General features: G+C 75.1%; 12 protein-coding genes and 1 riboswitch. Of the genes, 4 read left to right on the top strand and 8 right to left on the bottom strand.

Annotated features, from left to right (window positions below):
- Positions 1-33 precede the first annotated feature (33 nt).
- From ACSNOB_RS06110 to ACSNOB_RS06090, 5 genes are read right to left on the bottom strand one after another with little or no spacing between them, the layout of a single operon-like run.
- The gene (locus ACSNOB_RS06110) at positions 34-786 is read right to left on the bottom strand and encodes a GTP-binding protein (RefSeq protein WP_436685645.1); all 753 of its coding nucleotides are present in this window, start codon (positions 784-786) and stop codon (positions 34-36) included.
- Positions 764-1234: a DUF742 domain-containing protein gene (locus ACSNOB_RS06105; protein ID WP_436685644.1), complete on the bottom strand. Its 471-nt coding sequence runs from the start codon at positions 1232-1234 to the stop codon at positions 764-766. The genes ACSNOB_RS06110 and ACSNOB_RS06105 overlap by 23 nt, the downstream gene beginning before the upstream one ends.
- Positions 1231-1701: a roadblock/LC7 domain-containing protein gene (locus ACSNOB_RS06100; protein ID WP_436685643.1), complete on the bottom strand. Its 471-nt coding sequence runs from the start codon at positions 1699-1701 to the stop codon at positions 1231-1233. Before ACSNOB_RS06100 ends, ACSNOB_RS06105 begins: the two co-directional genes overlap by 4 nt.
- Entirely contained in the window at positions 1698-4070 is a 2373-nt protein-coding gene (locus ACSNOB_RS06095) for a nitrate- and nitrite sensing domain-containing protein (protein WP_436685642.1), read from the bottom strand. The genes ACSNOB_RS06100 and ACSNOB_RS06095 overlap by 4 nt, the downstream gene beginning before the upstream one ends.
- Entirely contained in the window at positions 4057-5241 is a 1185-nt protein-coding gene (locus tag ACSNOB_RS06090; protein ID WP_436685641.1) for a hypothetical protein, read from the bottom strand. Before ACSNOB_RS06090 ends, ACSNOB_RS06095 begins: the two co-directional genes overlap by 14 nt.
- Before the next feature lie 374 nt (positions 5242-5615).
- Here ACSNOB_RS06090 and ACSNOB_RS06085 point away from each other — a divergent pair, with 374 nt between their 5' ends.
- Positions 5616-8480, top strand: a complete 2865-nt coding sequence (locus ACSNOB_RS06085) for an alpha/beta fold hydrolase (RefSeq protein WP_436685640.1) — start codon at positions 5616-5618, stop codon at positions 8478-8480.
- Entirely contained in the window at positions 8477-9352 is an 876-nt protein-coding gene (locus ACSNOB_RS06080) for an ABC transporter permease (RefSeq protein ID WP_393106072.1), read from the top strand. The genes ACSNOB_RS06085 and ACSNOB_RS06080 overlap by 4 nt, the downstream gene beginning before the upstream one ends.
- On the opposite strand, the gene ACSNOB_RS06075 is transcribed toward ACSNOB_RS06080, so the two are convergent.
- The 3 genes from ACSNOB_RS06075 to ACSNOB_RS06065 form a co-directional block, all read right to left on the bottom strand.
- On the bottom strand, positions 9347-10024 hold the full coding sequence (locus tag ACSNOB_RS06075) for a DUF4232 domain-containing protein (RefSeq protein ID WP_436685639.1): 678 nt from the start codon (positions 10022-10024) through the stop codon (positions 9347-9349). The genes ACSNOB_RS06080 and ACSNOB_RS06075 overlap by 6 nt on opposite strands.
- 87 nt (positions 10025-10111) lie before the next feature.
- A complete protein-coding gene (locus ACSNOB_RS06070) occupies positions 10112-10486 on the bottom strand; it encodes a hypothetical protein (protein WP_436685638.1) in 375 nt (124 codons plus the stop codon).
- Between the two features lie 490 nt (positions 10487-10976).
- Positions 10977-11633: a hypothetical protein gene (locus tag ACSNOB_RS06065; protein ID WP_436685637.1), complete on the bottom strand. Its 657-nt coding sequence runs from the start codon at positions 11631-11633 to the stop codon at positions 10977-10979.
- Positions 11634-11816: 183 nt separating this feature from the next.
- On the opposite strand from ACSNOB_RS06065, the gene ACSNOB_RS06060 reads away from it, so the two are divergent.
- Both ACSNOB_RS06060 and thrC read left to right on the top strand, forming a co-directional pair.
- Entirely contained in the window at positions 11817-12245 is a 429-nt protein-coding gene (locus ACSNOB_RS06060) for a DoxX family protein (protein WP_393106064.1), read from the top strand.
- 145 nt (positions 12246-12390) lie between these two features.
- Positions 12391-12526: riboswitch (SAM riboswitch) on the top strand.
- Between the two features lie 10 nt (positions 12527-12536).
- A complete protein-coding gene (gene thrC, locus ACSNOB_RS06055; RefSeq protein ID WP_436685636.1) occupies positions 12537-13823 on the top strand; it encodes a threonine synthase in 1287 nt (428 codons plus the stop codon).
- Positions 13824-13918 lie beyond the last annotated feature (95 nt).

The following is a 13918-nucleotide window of genomic DNA, read 5'->3' as shown; positions in this document are numbered from 1 at the left end:
CTTCACGTGAAACGGGTCGAACCGCCGGCCGGTTCAGGTCTTCCTCTCCCGGGTGGCCCGGTCCAGCGCGCGGTCCAGGACGACCAGCAGCGCGTCCCGCACCGAGAGCCGCTCCCGGGCGTCGAACTGCACCAGGGGCACGTGGTCGCCGACGGCCAGCGCCCACCGGATGGCGTCGAGGTCGTGCGCCAGCCGCCCGTCGAAGGCGTTCACCCCGACCACGAAGGGCAGGCCGGCCCGCTCGAAGAAGTCGATCGCCGGATAGCAGTCGTCCAGCCGGGCGCTGTCCACCACGACGAGCGCGCCGAGCGCGCCGCGGGCCAGGTCGTCCCACATGAAACCGAACCGGGCCTGCCCCGGCGTGCCGAACAGGTACAGCTTCAGGCTGCGGTCGATGGTGACGCAGCCGAAGTCCATCGCCACCGTGGTGGTGGTCTTCGCGGAGCGGACGCCGGGGTCGTCGACGCCGATCCCGGCGCTGGTCATCTCCGCCTCGGTGGTCAGCGGGGCGATCTCGGAGATCGCGCCGACCGTGGTGGTCTTGCCCACCCCGAAGCCGCCGGCGATGAGGATCTTGACCGGGATCGGCGGCGCGGCGGCCGGCGCGGGACGGGGCACCGGGGCCGTCCCCGACGCGCCCGTCGGCCGGTACGGCGGCGGGGGAACCGGCGCGGCCCGCCCGCTCGGCGGCGCCCCCGCCGGGGAGCCGTACCGGGCGGTGGCGCTGTTGGCGGCGGGGCCGCCCTGCGGGGCGACCGGCCATTCAGGAGATCGCACGGAGTCCATCAATCACTCGCAGGATGATGTCGGGGTCGAGGGCGTCGGCGACGTCGTGCACGTCCAGGTGGCCCGTGGCGCGGAGGTCGCCGACCAGCACCCGCGTCACGCCGAAGTGCAGCCGGGTCCGGGCAGAGATCTCGGCGACCGAGATCGGCTCGCCGCAGAGCGAGACGATCGCCTGCAACTCGGGCGCCAGTCGGGTGAGCGGGGTGGCCCACTCGGCCGCCAGCCGGGCGGTCACCTGGGTCTCCAACCCGATCGCCGGGTCGGCGCCGGCCACCCGCCCGGCGGTGAGCACGAACGGGCGCGGGCCGGCCGGCCCGCGCGGCTCGGGCTCCGGCGCGGCCGGCACCGCCCGCGGGCCGGGCGGTGCGTCGTCCGGGAGCGGCGACCGCAGGTAGGGGCGGATCCGGACCGTCGGCTCCGGTCCCTCGCCGGGGGCCTCCGGGGTCATTGCTGGACGGCGTTCTTCAGCTCGGCGATCAGCCTCGGCGTGAGGGCACCGCCGGCCCGCCCGGCGAAGAGCGTCATCTCGTACGCGACCGTGCCGAGGTTCGCGGACCGGTCGGCGACCACCCCGAGCACGGAGCCGCTGCTGATCGCGCTGATCAGCAGGTAGCCCTCGGCCATGTCCACGATCACGCGGTTCAGCCCGCCCAGGGCGTACCAGCTCGCGGCGCCGCCGGCGAGGCTGGTCATGCCGGAGACCACCGCGGCGAGCCGCTCCGCGTTGGACCGGTCCTTGATCGCCGACATGGCCATCAGCAGCCCGTCGGACGAGACCGCGATCGCCTCCAGCACGCCGGCCGTGCTGGAGGTGAAGGAGTCCAGCAGCCAGTTGAACGTGCGCGCCTCCGGGCTGAGGTCGCCGGGCGTCGGGTGCGGGTGGTCGACGTTGTCGTGCAGGAAGGGGCTGGTCACCGTGATGGTCCCTCTTCGTAGCGGCGGTCTTGGCTGACTTCACGCAGAGCACGGGCGACGCCCGCCTCGAACTCGGTGAGGAGGTCGCGGACCTCGGCCGGGTCGCCCGGGTGCGGGCTGGTCGGCGGGCTGGGCGGGCACGCGGTCAGGTTGGCCCCGGGCACGCGCCGGGTCAGGCCGGGGCGGCCCGGACCGGCCGGGGGGCGCCCCAGCCCGACCGGCGCGTCGACCGCGACGGACGGCGCGTCGATCTCGCGGAGGGGCGTGCCGCCGGCCGCTGTGTCCGGGGCGGCGGAGTCCGGCCCGTCGCCGGCGCCGAACGCGTTCCACGACTCGCCGGACTCCATCGTCCGGGTGGCGCGGCTGAGCAGCGCCGCGTCGAACCCCGGCCCGGGGCTGTCCGGCGCGGCCGCGACCACCGTGCCGGCCCGGGCGGCGTCGGGCGCGGCGACCGGGGTACGCCGGTCGCGGGCGGGCACGGCGGCCCGGGCCACGGTCGCCCCGGCCCGCGCGTCGTGGTGGACCACCAGCGACGCCTGCGGGATGTCCAGGTGCGCGGTCACGCCGCCCCCGGCCGTCGGGGCGAGCCCCACCGCCCAGCCGTGCCGGCGCGCCAGCCGGCCCACCACGAAGAGCCCCAGCACCTCGGTCGGGGCGAGGTCCAGCCGTTCCCGGCGGGTGAGCCGGGCGTTCTCCTCGGCCAGCCGCTCCCGGGGCATGCCGATGCCGCGGTCCACCACGCTCAACCGGGCCCCGGCGCCCGTCGGCTCGCCGCCCACCGTGACCCGGGTGTGCGGCGGGGAGAAGACGGTGGCGTTCTCCATCAGTTCGGCCAGCGCCAGGACGAGGTCGCCGACGACGCCCGGCGCCACCGAGACGCCCGGCGGGACCTGCACGTCGACCCGGGTGTAGTCCTCGATCTCGCCGAGCGCCAGCCGGACCACGTCGCCGAGCGGCACCGGCGCCACGTGGGGGTCCGCGCCGGCCGAACCGGAGAGCACCACCAGGCTGCCGGCGTTGCGGCGCAGCCGGCTGGAGATGTGGTCGAGCCGGTAGAGGTCCTCCAGCCGGCCGGGGTCCGTCTCCTGCCGCTCCAGCCGGTCGATCAGCGCGATCTGCCGGCCGACGAGGTTCTGCGTACGCCGGCCGACGTGACCGAACATCTGCGCCACGTTGCGCCGGCCGGCCACCTGCCGTTCGACCAGCCGGGCCGCGGTGCTCTGCACCCGGTCGAAGGCCCGGGCCAAATCGCCGATCTCGTCGCGGGCCCGTACGTCGACCGGGTCGAGGCGGACCGGCGGGGCGCTCTCGGCCTCGTCGTCGGCGACCCGGGTCAGCTCCGCCTCGGCGACGTGGGCCACCCGCTCGGCCGAGCGCGTGAGCCGGGTCAGCGGCCGGGCCACCGTCCGGGCGACGGCCGCGCTGAGCAGCAGCACCACGGCCAGGACCAGCGCGGCCGCCCCGCCGACCAGGTACGCGGCGGTCAGCGCGCGCCGCTGCTGGCTGGTCACCTCGGCGATGACGTCCGCGACGATCTTCTTCTCGATGAACTGCCCGAGGGTGATCATCGAGCGGACCGACGGGAAGAGCGCGTCCAGCGGCACGTTCCTGATCGCGCCGGCCGGGTCGAGCACGCTCGTGGTGAGGAAGTCCGCGCTGGTGCGGGCGGCCACCGCCGCGTCGTTCAGCGCCGCCAGCTTGAGCTGCTCCGCGGTGATCAGGTTGCGAAACCGCTGGTTGTCCACCCGGAGCGCGGCCATGCAGGCGACGTACGAGGCGGTCGACCGGGGGGTGCCGGTCGCCTTCACCAGCACGATCAGGGTGGCGCAGGCGCCCAGCCCCTCGTCGGCGCGGAGCAGCCCGTCCAGGGCCAGCACCTGCCGCCCGGCCGCCGTGTCGGTGTCCACGCCGAACGGCAGTCGCAGCGACTCGATCAGCGCCCTGTTGACCGGCCCGTAGGCGTCCATGATCTGGTCCGGGGTGGCCGTCCCGGCGAGCACCGCCGCCCGCAGGTCGGTCAGGCCGCGTACGCCGTCGAGGGCGTCGGCGACCCGCTGCGGCAGCAGGTCGGCCCCGGCGGCGCGCAGGTCGGCGACCCGGTCGTCCACGGTGGCCGTCCGCTGCACGAGTTCGGTGCGGGCGACCCGGTTGAGCAGCAGGCCCACGGAGAGGACGCGCTCCTGTTGCAGGTCCTGCACGAGGGTGCCGATCCGGCTGGCCACGCGGACCCGGTCGGCGATGTCGCCGGCCCGTTGCGCGGCGGCCACCCGGTCGAGCACCACCGGCACGGCGAGCCCCACCGTGCTGACCAGCGGGATGACGACGAGCAGCGCGAGCTTGGCCCGGATCCGGAGCCTACCGAGCAGCATCGAAGGGCCCCCACTGCGCGCGCCCGGGCTCGCGGACCGGCCCGGCCGGCTGGAGCTGGCGCGGTTCGCCGTCACGGGTCGGCGGCTGCCACGGGGTGTCCGCCGCCGGGGCGTCGGGGCCCACCTGTTCGCGCCGGTCCTCCGCCGCGCGACGCCGGGCCCGCCGGACGGCGGCGAGCCAGACCGCGCCGAGCGCCCCGCACAGCAGGACGGCCAGCACCCCGGCTGCGACCGTCAGCCGGCGGTCCCGGTCCAGGCCGTCGGCCCGCTCGGCGAGCAGGGCGTCGAGTTCGCCCAGGATGACGGGCTGGAGCAGCCGGGCCGCGGCCTGCGCGTTGAGCCGGGCGCCGGCGACCTGCGCCGGGTCGACCACGCCGCTGCGGCCGGCGGGCGCGGAGTGGGCCGCGAGCGCCTCCACGGCGCGTTGGTAGGTGTCCAGCGGGGTCAGCACGTTCGGGCCCAGGTCGGTGCTCGCCGAGCTGTCCACCGCCGCCCGCAGGTCGGCGACCAGGTCGCCGGCCGGGGCGAGGGCGGCCACCCGGAGGGCCGCCAGTTCGCCCGCGGTGCGGTCCCGGTCGGCGGCGGGCCGGCGGGCGGCGAGCACCGTCAGGTCGGCCAGCCGCCCGGTCGCCACCACCGCCTCGGGCAGGTCCCGGCCGGCGGCGTCCTGGAGGAAGAAGGAGTCCGACCGGGGGTCGCGGACCAGCCCGGAGGTCTCCCGGACCTTGCGGTGCAGCGCCAGCAGCAGGTCGGTTACCTCGCCGTACGCGGCGAAGGCCGCCTCCGGGTCGGCCGGTCCCCGGTCGCCCAGCGCCTCGATCTTGGCCCGCAGGCCGGCCCAGCGCTCCTGGCTGCGCAACTCGCCGCCGATCCGCGCGTCGACCGAGGCGGCGGCCTCGACCGCGCGGGTCAGCGCCGCGCCGGAGGCGGGCCGGGCGGCGACGGCGGCCGACTGGGCGTCCACCAGGGCGTCGGTGACCGGGGCGAGGGCCCGCAGGTACTGCACGCCGAGCCGTTCCCGGGCGGCCAGGTCACGGTCGTCGCCCGTGAGCCGCCACGACTGGGCGAACAGCAGGGCCAGCGGCGCGAGCAGGGCGACGAGGAGCAGCAGCGGCAGTACGCGGCCCGCCGCGGACGGCCGCCGACGGGCCTGCGGCGCGGGGACTGTCATGGTCTGTCTCCTCCGGCGGGAGCGGGGGATCGGCGGGTGTCGGGTATCGACGGTGAAGTCCCGTCCACCGGACCGGAAAAGTAACCGACCAGCGAGTAGCTGTTCTTGGCGTAGAACAGTCAGTTTTGCGTCATGAAGCGCGATGTGACCGTCCGTCCGTCCGGCAGCCACCCTGTGTGCCGCGCCAGAGAACGACATGGATGGATCGGAGCGGATTTCCGCGGAACATCGGAATTCACATGATCCGAATTCATCTCCCTGGGACGGCCTGGATCCGCGGCGGTCGCACCGGCCGGGCCGCCGATCGGACCAACCGGACGGACGTACGGAGGATCTCAGCCAACGCTCAGGGTCCGGGCCGTACCGTGTGCCGCATGAGATCGCCGTTCTCGGCCGCGTGGATCCGGCGTGCCCTGCCCACCCGCCGGCGCGCGGTCGCCGCGGCGACGGCCGTCGTGCTGCTCGGCGCCGCCGTGACCTGGGCGGTCCTGCCGCAGGGGCCGGACGTCCGCACCGAGGCGGCGATGCTGACCGTCCGCTCCGGGCCGACCGGCGACCAGCCGGTCGACCTGGACACCACGCTCTACCTGCCGGAGGGCGCCTCGGCGTCGCGCCGGGTGCCGGCGGTGCTGCTGGCGCACGGTTTCGGCGGCACCAAGGAGTCCGTCCGCGCCGACGCCGAGGAGTTCGCCGGGCGCGGCTACGCGGTGCTCACCTGGACCGCGCGGGGCTTCGGCCGCAGCGGCGGGCAGATCCACCTGGACCACCCCGACTACGAGGTACGCGACGCCCAGCGCCTGCTGGACTGGCTCGCCGCCCGCCCCGAGGTCCGCACCGACGCCGCCGGCGACCCGCGGGTCGGCGTCGTCGGCGGCTCGTACGGCGGCGGCCTGGCTCTGCTGCTGGCGGCGCAGGACCAGCGCGTCGACGCGATCGTCCCGATGATCACCTGGAACGACCTGTCCCGCTCCTTCCTGCCGGAGAGCACCGGGAAGCAGCCCACCGAGGGCGTGTTCAAGTCCGGCTGGGCCGGCCTCTTCTTCGGCGGCGGCGGAAACGTCGGCTCCGGGCCGGCCGGGCTATCCGGGGCCGGTGCGGCCCGGCCCGAGGGGGCACCCGCCTCCGCCGGGCCGCCCAGCCCGGGGCCGGGCGCCGGTCCGGGGACGGGGCCGGGGCACGCGCCGGCCGGGGCCGGCGACCCGTCGTGCGGCCGGTTCGCCGCCGACATCTGCGCCGCGTACCTGCGCATCGCCACCACCGGCCGGGCCGACCAGGCCGCCGTGGACCTGCTGCGCCGCTCCAGCCCCGCCGGCGTGCTCGACCGGATCACGGCGCCGACCCTGCTGGTGCAGGGCGAGGCGGACACCCTCTTCCCGCTCGGCGAGGCGGACGCCAACGCGCGCGGCATCGCCGCCGCCGGCACGCCCGTCCGGGTGGCCTGGTTCACCGGCGGGCACGACGGCGGTGAGGGGCCGAAGACCGATTCGGACCGGGTGAAGTTCCTGACCGTGCAGTGGCTGGACCACTACGTCAAGGGCGAGGGCGAGGCCCCGGGGGACGGCTTCACCTGGTCCCGCATCGCCGGCTTCGACGCCCTCGACCGGGGCCTGGTGGCGACCGGCTACCGCACCGCCGACTACCCGGGCGTCGCCGGCACGGCCCGCCGGGACGTTCCGGTGGCCGGCCCGGCCCAGCCGGTCGCCAACCCGCCGGCCGGCAACCCGGCCGCCATCTCCTCGGTGCCCTTCGCCGGCGAGCTGTCGTCGCTGCTCGGCGGCGTGGCGGGGGACATCCCCGGCCAGCACGCCCGGTTCGAGTCGGAGCCGCTGGCCGAGGCGGTGGACGTGGTCGGCGCGCCGACCGTCGACATCCGGGCGGCGTCGCCGACCGGTGAGGCGGTGCTCTTCGTCAAGCTCTACGACGTCGACCCCAACGGCGCGGCCACCCTCCCCAACGGCCTGGTCGCCCCGGTGCGGCTGACGGGCCTGCCGCGCGCGGTCGAGGCGGCGCGGCCGGTCACTGTCACCCTGCCGGCGATCGTCCGCCGGATCGAGGCGGGGCACCGGCTGCGCGTGGTGGTGGCGACCTCCGACCAGGCGTACGCCACCCCCGTCGAGCCCACCGTCCACACCGTCGCGGCCGGCGGCGCGGTCAGCCTGCCGACCGTCGCCGGCGACCCCATCCCCACCACGGCCACGGTGTGGCGCTGGGTGCTGGCCGCCCTGGTCGCCGTGATCGCGGTCGGGCTCGTCGTGGTCGTCGCCGTGGCCCGCCGCCGGCACCGCCGCCAGGACAGCTCCGTGCACCCCGCGTACGCGGGCGTCCCGCTGGCCGTGCGGCAGCTCCGCAAGGAGTACGCGGACGGCTTCGTCGCCGTCTCCAACGTGGACTTCGAGGTGCACCCCGGTCAGGTCGTCGGCCTGCTCGGCCCGAACGGCGCCGGCAAGACCACCACGCTGCGGGTGCTGATGGGGCTGACCCAGCCCACGGCCGGCGAGATCTACGTCTTCGGGCACCGGCTGGTGCCCGGCTCGCCGGTGCTGTCCCGGATCGGCGCGCTGGTCGAGGGGCCGGGCTTCCTGCCGCACCTGTCCGGCCTGGAGAACCTGAAGGCGTACTGGCGGGCCACCGGGCGGCCGGCCGAGGACGCGCACTTCGACGAGGCCCTGGAGATCGCCGGTCTGGGCGCCTCCGTCCATCGGAAGATCAAGAACTACAGCCACGGCATGCGGCAGCGCCTCGCCATCGCGCAGGCCATGCTGGGTCTGCCCGAGCTGCTGGTGCTCGACGAACCGACCGACGGGCTCGACCCGCCGCAGATCGCCGAGATGCGCCGGGTGCTCCAGCGCTACGCCACCGACGGCCGCGCGGTGCTGGTCTCCAGCCACCTGCTGGCCGAGGTGGAGCAGACCTGCACCCACGCGGTGGTGGTGAACAAGGGCCGGATCGTCGCCTCCGGCCCGGTCGAGGAGATCGTGGGCGAGTCGCCGAGCGTGCTCTTCGAGGTGACCGACCCGGCGGCCGCCCGGGCGGTGCTGGACCGGCTGCACGGGGTGCGCGTGCTCCCCGACGGCGAGGGTCAGCTCGTGGTGGACACGAACGGGACGGCCCGCAGCGAGGTGGTCGCCGAGCTGGTCCGGGCCGGCATCGGGGTGGACCGGGTGGTGCCCCGGCGCCGCCTGGAGGACGCGTTCCTCGCCCTGGTGGGCGAGAACTCTCGGGGAAGCGGGGACCGATGATGGCGGAGACGTCACCCACGGTGGGGGCGGCGGCGGGCTACCGGCCGTCGGCCACCCTGCCGTTCGGCGCGGAGTTCCGGCGGCAGGCATCCCGGCGGCGTACCCAGCTCGCCCTCGGGTTCATGGTCCTGTTGCCGCTGATCATCCTGATCGCGTTCCAGTTCGACACGGGCGACGACGAGGACAACGGGCGCGGGGAGTTCGGCAGCCTGGTCGAGTTCGCCACCTCGGGCGGGCTGAACTTCACCCTCTTCACCATCTTCGTCTCGGCGTCGTTCCTGCTGGTCGTGGTGGTGGCGCTGTTCTGCGGCGACACCGTCGCCAGCGAGGCGAGCTGGGGCAGCCTGCGCTACCTGCTCGCCGTGCCGGTGCCCCGGGCCCGGCTGCTGACGGTGAAGCTGCTGGTCGCGCTCGTCTACTCGGCGCTGGCGCTGCTGCTGCTCGCCGGCACCGCCCTGCTGATCGGCACCCTGCGCTACGGCTGGGAGCCGCTGCGCAGCACGGTAGCGGCCCAGCTCGAGCCGGGGGAGGGACTGCTGCGGCTGCTGGGCGTCCTCGGCTACCTGGCCGTCGTGCTGCTGGTGGTGGCCGGCCTGGCGTTCCTGCTGTCGGTGGTCACGGACGCCGCGCTCGGCGCGGTCGGCGGCGCGGTGCTGCTCTGGATCCTCTCCAGCATCCTGGACCAGATCACCGCGCTCGGCGCGCTGCGGGCGTTCCTGCCGACGCACTTCAGCACCGCGTGGCTGGGCCTGCTGTCGACGCCGGTGCAGACCGACGACGTGGTGCGCGGCGCGATCTCCGCGATCAGCTACGCGACGCTGTTCTGGGGCCTGGCGTTCTGGCGCTTCACCCGCAAGGACGTCGTCTCATAGCAGCGGCGCCGACCTGGACGGCGTCGGCGCGTCCGGGGAGGCGGTCTCCGTCGCCGCCGGATCGGCCTTCTTCCACGCGCTCACTCCGAGCCGCCCGGTGTTGCCGAGGTCGATCGGGCCGTCCAGGTCGAGGACCCGCGCGGGCCGGCCCACGGCCGGTGCGACCTCCAGGCGCTCGCCGGTGGTGGCGGTCACGGTCGCGTCGGTGACCAGGTTGCGCCACAGCACGGCGGCACGGGCCCGTTCGCCGGGTCGCAGGGTCAGCGCACGGGGCGGCTGGTCGAAGCCGGAGGTGATGCCGGTCGCCCCGTTGACCACCTGGACGGGGATCGGCGTTCCGTCGGCGTCCAGCAGGCGCAGCACCGGGTAGCCGTGGAGCGGGTAGGGCCGGGTGCCGCAGTTGACCAGTTCCAGGCCGAGCGCCCGCAGCCCCATCGCGGCGTCGGTGCCGAGCGACCTGATCCGGACGCCCTCCTCCGGGCAGCCGGTGGGCGCCTCGGGCCGGGAAGCCGTCGTCGGTGCCGTCGGGCCGGGTGCCGGCGCCGCCCGGTCGGTCGCCGGCGAGCAGGCGGCCAGCAGCACGAGGCCGGTGATCGCGAGCCCGACCGCGCGAGCGCGACCCGGACCCGCGCCGTCGAGGTGCGGCGCGGAGCGGTGCGTCGGGCGTGCCATCAGCCGATCATCGCACCGGTCGGCTGGTGCCGGTGGTCACGGACGCCGCGCCCGGCGCGGTTCATCGGCAGGAACGTCACGAGCTGATCAGCGTGCCCGCCGGCCGTCGGTGGCGCGCCGGACCGCCTCGGCGGCGGCCAGCCGCCCGGCCGCCCGGTTGATGGCCGCCGACGAGTCCACGTCGTGGACCAGGATGCGGCGCAGCACGACCCGGACCGGGGGCGGCTGTCCGCCGCAGAGCCGAGCCAGCTCGGCCCGCATCCCGTCGGCGAAGCCCTCGACGCACTCCTGGCGCAGGTCGGCCGGGCCGGGCGGTCGCCCGTCGAACCGTGAGGTGAAGACGTACGTCGGATGCGGCTCGACGTCGGCGAGCACGACGGCGATCCCGCCGCAGGCCGTCTGGGTGCCGTGCCGCACGTGCACCGCCCGGATGGCTCTGGTCCAGTCCGGTTGGTCGGTCATCGCTTGATCATCGCACCGGCCGTCCGGTCGTGGATCGGTCCGTCCGTGGGCGCCGTCGATTCGCCCCTCCGTAGCCAGGCGCGCCGGGCCGACCGGACTCCCTGCCGGGCCTGTCGAGCTGAGTCGGCTACGACATCGGGCCGTCGTCGGGGCGTCCGCCGGCGCGCTCGGCCGGCACCGGTAGGTGCCGAGGATGCCGCCCCGATTGCCGGGCGGATCCGGCCCGGTGCGCGTGTGGTGGGGACGTCCCTACCGGATGTTCGGGGGATCACCGGCGTGGCCGGGCCGCCCCAGAACCAGACCGTGCCGAGCAACAGGTAGCGGCGGCCCGCCGAAGCCCGGACGACCCGCAACCTCGTCCTGGCGAGAGCGCACCCGGCGGATGGCTCACGTGACAGGCGGATCCCCGACGATGGAGTGGCGCATCGTCCGGGATCCGCCTGTTCGCCATGGTCACGCCCCCGGGCGCGCCAACCGCGTCGGCGGCGCGTCAGGAGCGGTACGGGGCGTCGGTGTGGCTCAGCTCGGTCAGCGACGTGCCCGCGAGCTGGTAGACGGCGGTGCGCCGGATGTTCAGCTCGGCCATCGCGCTGTCCGGCGTACGGGTCAGGTAGACCACCGTCGCCTTGCCGTCGCGCACGCTGACGCTCGTCACCGGGGTGCGGTCGCCGAGGTCCGTCTGCGCCTGGTAGGACGGGTCGCCGCCGACGTTCCGCCAGACCGCGAGGGTGAAGAAGCTGCCGCTGCCACCGCCGTTGAGCACGACCACGCCGACCGCGTCGTCCGCGCCGTCGCCGTCGAGGTCCCCGATCGCGCAGGGCTTCTGCAGCTCCACGGTCGCGCCGTCCTCGCCCGACCAGCGACCGCCGGCGAGGGGGATCGGATCGGCGTACCCGTTGTAGCGGACCTTGCTGCTGCCGACCTGGGCGTCGCGCAGCTCCGCGCAGGTCAGCCGCTCCGCATGTCGGGGCGTGCGGCGGGGGGTGGGGGTCGCCTCGTTGACGTCGACGTCCTTCTTGACCGAGGTGCCCGCAGGCCGGTCGGAGGAGCGGTTGCGCTTCTTCCGGCTGCCCGAGGAGCAGGCGGAGGTGACGACCAGCAGGCAGGCCATGGAGAGCGCGACCACCGGGACGAGCTTGCGACGCATCGTGCGATCCCTTTCCGTCGATGTGCTCGCACCGTAACGGGTCAGCGCCAGCCCTGTCGTAGCCCGGTCGGGCGGAGCCGGCGAATCGTGGGAGCGTTCCCACGAAGAGGGAATGCATCGACACGGCCGAATGGCCCCCGGCATCCTGGGTTCCCCGTGGTCATCCTGATCGGAGGTGCCCGAATGCTCGCTGACCGGCTCGGCGGCCCGGCCCTGTCCCTGTTCCGTGCCGTCGTCGGACTGCTCTTCCTCTGCCACGGCCTGGCCTCGCTCTTCGGGATCCTGGGTGGAAACCGGGGCACCGGCGAGGCCGTCCCGTTCGGCGAATGGCCGGGTTGGTGGGCCGCCTTGATCCAGGCGGCCTGTGGTGGCCTCGTGCTCGTCGGCCTCCTGACCCGGGCGGCGGCCGTCCTGGCGTCCGGCTCGATGGCCTACGCGTACTTCGTGGTGCACCAGCCCGACGCGCTGCTCCCGCTGCGCAACGGCGGCGAGCTGGCCGTCCTGTTCTGCTGGTCGTTCCTGCTGATCGCGGTGTTCGGCCCCGGCGCCTGGGCGGTCGACACCCTGCTGCGCGCCCGCCGTCCCGCCAACCCGCGCTCGGTGACCGTCTGAGCGCGAACCGGGTCCGGGGCCGGGCCCGCCGACGCCCTCGGCGGGCCCGGCGACCGCCCGGCGGAGCCGCCGGCCGGGTTCACACCGTGGGAACCCGGCTCGGCGGGCCCGGCGGTTGCCCTTAGACTCGACGGCACAACTGCATACCTCATCCAGAGGGGCTGAGGGATACGGCCCGACGACGCCCCGGCAACCACCCCGCGCGCTCATCGCTGAGCGACCGGCGGGGCAGGTGCCAATTCCGTCCCCGCCGCAGAGCGCGATGCGGGGAAAGATGAGAGGAATCTCGACATGACGTCGACGCTCGCCCCCTCCGGCATCGACACCACGGCCAGCCCCGCCCGTGCCCTCGTCTGCCGCGCCTGCTCGGCCCGCTACCCGCTGGCCGCCCAGCACGCCTGTTACGAGTGCTTCGGCCCGCTGGAGGTCGACTACGACGCCGCCGCGCTGGCGAAGGTCACCCGGGAGCAGATCGAGGCCGGTCCGCAGAACATCTGGCGGTACGCGGCGCTGCTGCCCGCCGGCCAGGACCCGGCCGCCCGGGTCACCCTCGACCCGGGCTTCACCCCGCTGGTCGCCGCCCCGAATCTCGCGGCCGAGCTCGGCATCACCGCCCCGCTCTGGGTCAAGGACGACAGCGCCAACCCGACCCACTCGTTCAAGGACCGGGTGGTCTCGGTCGCGTTGACCGCCGCCCGGGCGCTCGGCTTCAGCCGCTACGCCTGCGCCTCCACCGGCAACCTGGCCAACTCGGTGGCCGCGCACGCCGCCCGGGCCGGCGCGCCGTCGGTGGTCTTCATCCCCAGCGACCTGGAGCAGGGCAAGGTCGTCACCACCGCCGTCTACGGGGGCGAGCTGGTCGCCATCGACGGCTCGTACGACGACGTGAACCGGCTCTGCGGCGAGCTGGTGGAGACGGACGAGTTCGAGGACACCGCCTTCGTCAACGTCAACGTGCGCCCCTACTACGCCGAGGGGTCGAAGACGCTCGGCTACGAGGTGGCCGAGCAGCTCGGCTGGCGGATTCCGGCCCAGGTGGTCATCCCGATGGCCTCGGGGGAGCTGCTCACCAAGATCGACAAGGCGTTCGCCGAGCTGGTCGAGATCGGCCTGGTGGAGGCGCCGGCCGGCGGCTGGAAGGTCTTCGGCGCCCAGTCGGCGGGCTGCAACCCGATCGCCGCCGCCCTGCACGCCGAGACGGACACGATCACCCCGGTCAAGCCGTCCGGCATCGCCAAGTCGCTGAACATCGGCGACCCGGCCGCCGGCCTCTACGCGTTGGAGGCGGTGCGCCGCACCGGGGGGTGGATGGAGTACGTCGACGACGACGAGATCCGCGCCGGCATCCGGCTGCTGGCCCGCACCACCGGCGTGTTCGCCGAGACTGCCGGCGGCGTGACCGTGGCGGTGCTGCGCAAGCTGGTCGAGTCGGGCCGGCTCGACCCGGCCGCCGAGACCGTCGTCTTCAACACCGGCGAGGGCCTCAAGACCCTCGACGCGGTTGCCGGCCAGGTCGGCCCGACCCACCGCATCAAGCCCTCGTTGCGCGCCGCCCGCGACGCCGGCCTCCTCGGCTGACCGGCCGCCCCACCCCTCCTCCTCCCCGCGATCTTGCACTTGCTGCCCCGGCCCTCCGGGCCTTCCGGACATACCGAGGGCACAAAGTGCAAGAT

Source organism: Micromonospora sp. URMC 106 (assembly GCF_051386395.1).
GTDB lineage: Bacteria > Actinomycetota > Actinomycetes > Mycobacteriales > Micromonosporaceae > Micromonospora.
The sequence above is the reverse complement of the archived record's forward strand: the minus strand, read 5'-3'. Positions and strand labels throughout refer to the sequence as shown.

Coding starts and splice junctions, on each gene's coding strand:
- ACSNOB_RS06110 (WP_436685645.1), bottom strand. CDS start 786: ATGGACTCCGTGCGATCTCCTGAATGGCCGGTCGCCCCGCAGGGCGGC.
- ACSNOB_RS06105 (WP_436685644.1), bottom strand. CDS start 1,234: ATGACCCCGGAGGCCCCCGGCGAGGGACCGGAGCCGACGGTCCGGATC.
- ACSNOB_RS06095 (WP_436685642.1), bottom strand. CDS start 4,070: ATGCTGCTCGGTAGGCTCCGGATCCGGGCCAAGCTCGCGCTGCTCGTC.
- ACSNOB_RS06090 (WP_436685641.1), bottom strand. CDS start 5,241: ATGACAGTCCCCGCGCCGCAGGCCCGTCGGCGGCCGTCCGCGGCGGGC.
- ACSNOB_RS06085 (WP_436685640.1), top strand. CDS start 5,616: ATGAGATCGCCGTTCTCGGCCGCGTGGATCCGGCGTGCCCTGCCCACC.
- ACSNOB_RS06080 (WP_393106072.1), top strand. CDS start 8,477: ATGATGGCGGAGACGTCACCCACGGTGGGGGCGGCGGCGGGCTACCGG.
- ACSNOB_RS06075 (WP_436685639.1), bottom strand. CDS start 10,024: ATGGCACGCCCGACGCACCGCTCCGCGCCGCACCTCGACGGCGCGGGT.
- ACSNOB_RS06070 (WP_436685638.1), bottom strand. CDS start 10,486: ATGACCGACCAACCGGACTGGACCAGAGCCATCCGGGCGGTGCACGTG.
- ACSNOB_RS06065 (WP_436685637.1), bottom strand. CDS start 11,633: ATGCGTCGCAAGCTCGTCCCGGTGGTCGCGCTCTCCATGGCCTGCCTG.
- ACSNOB_RS06060 (WP_393106064.1), top strand. CDS start 11,817: ATGCTCGCTGACCGGCTCGGCGGCCCGGCCCTGTCCCTGTTCCGTGCC.
- thrC (WP_436685636.1), top strand. CDS start 12,537: ATGACGTCGACGCTCGCCCCCTCCGGCATCGACACCACGGCCAGCCCC.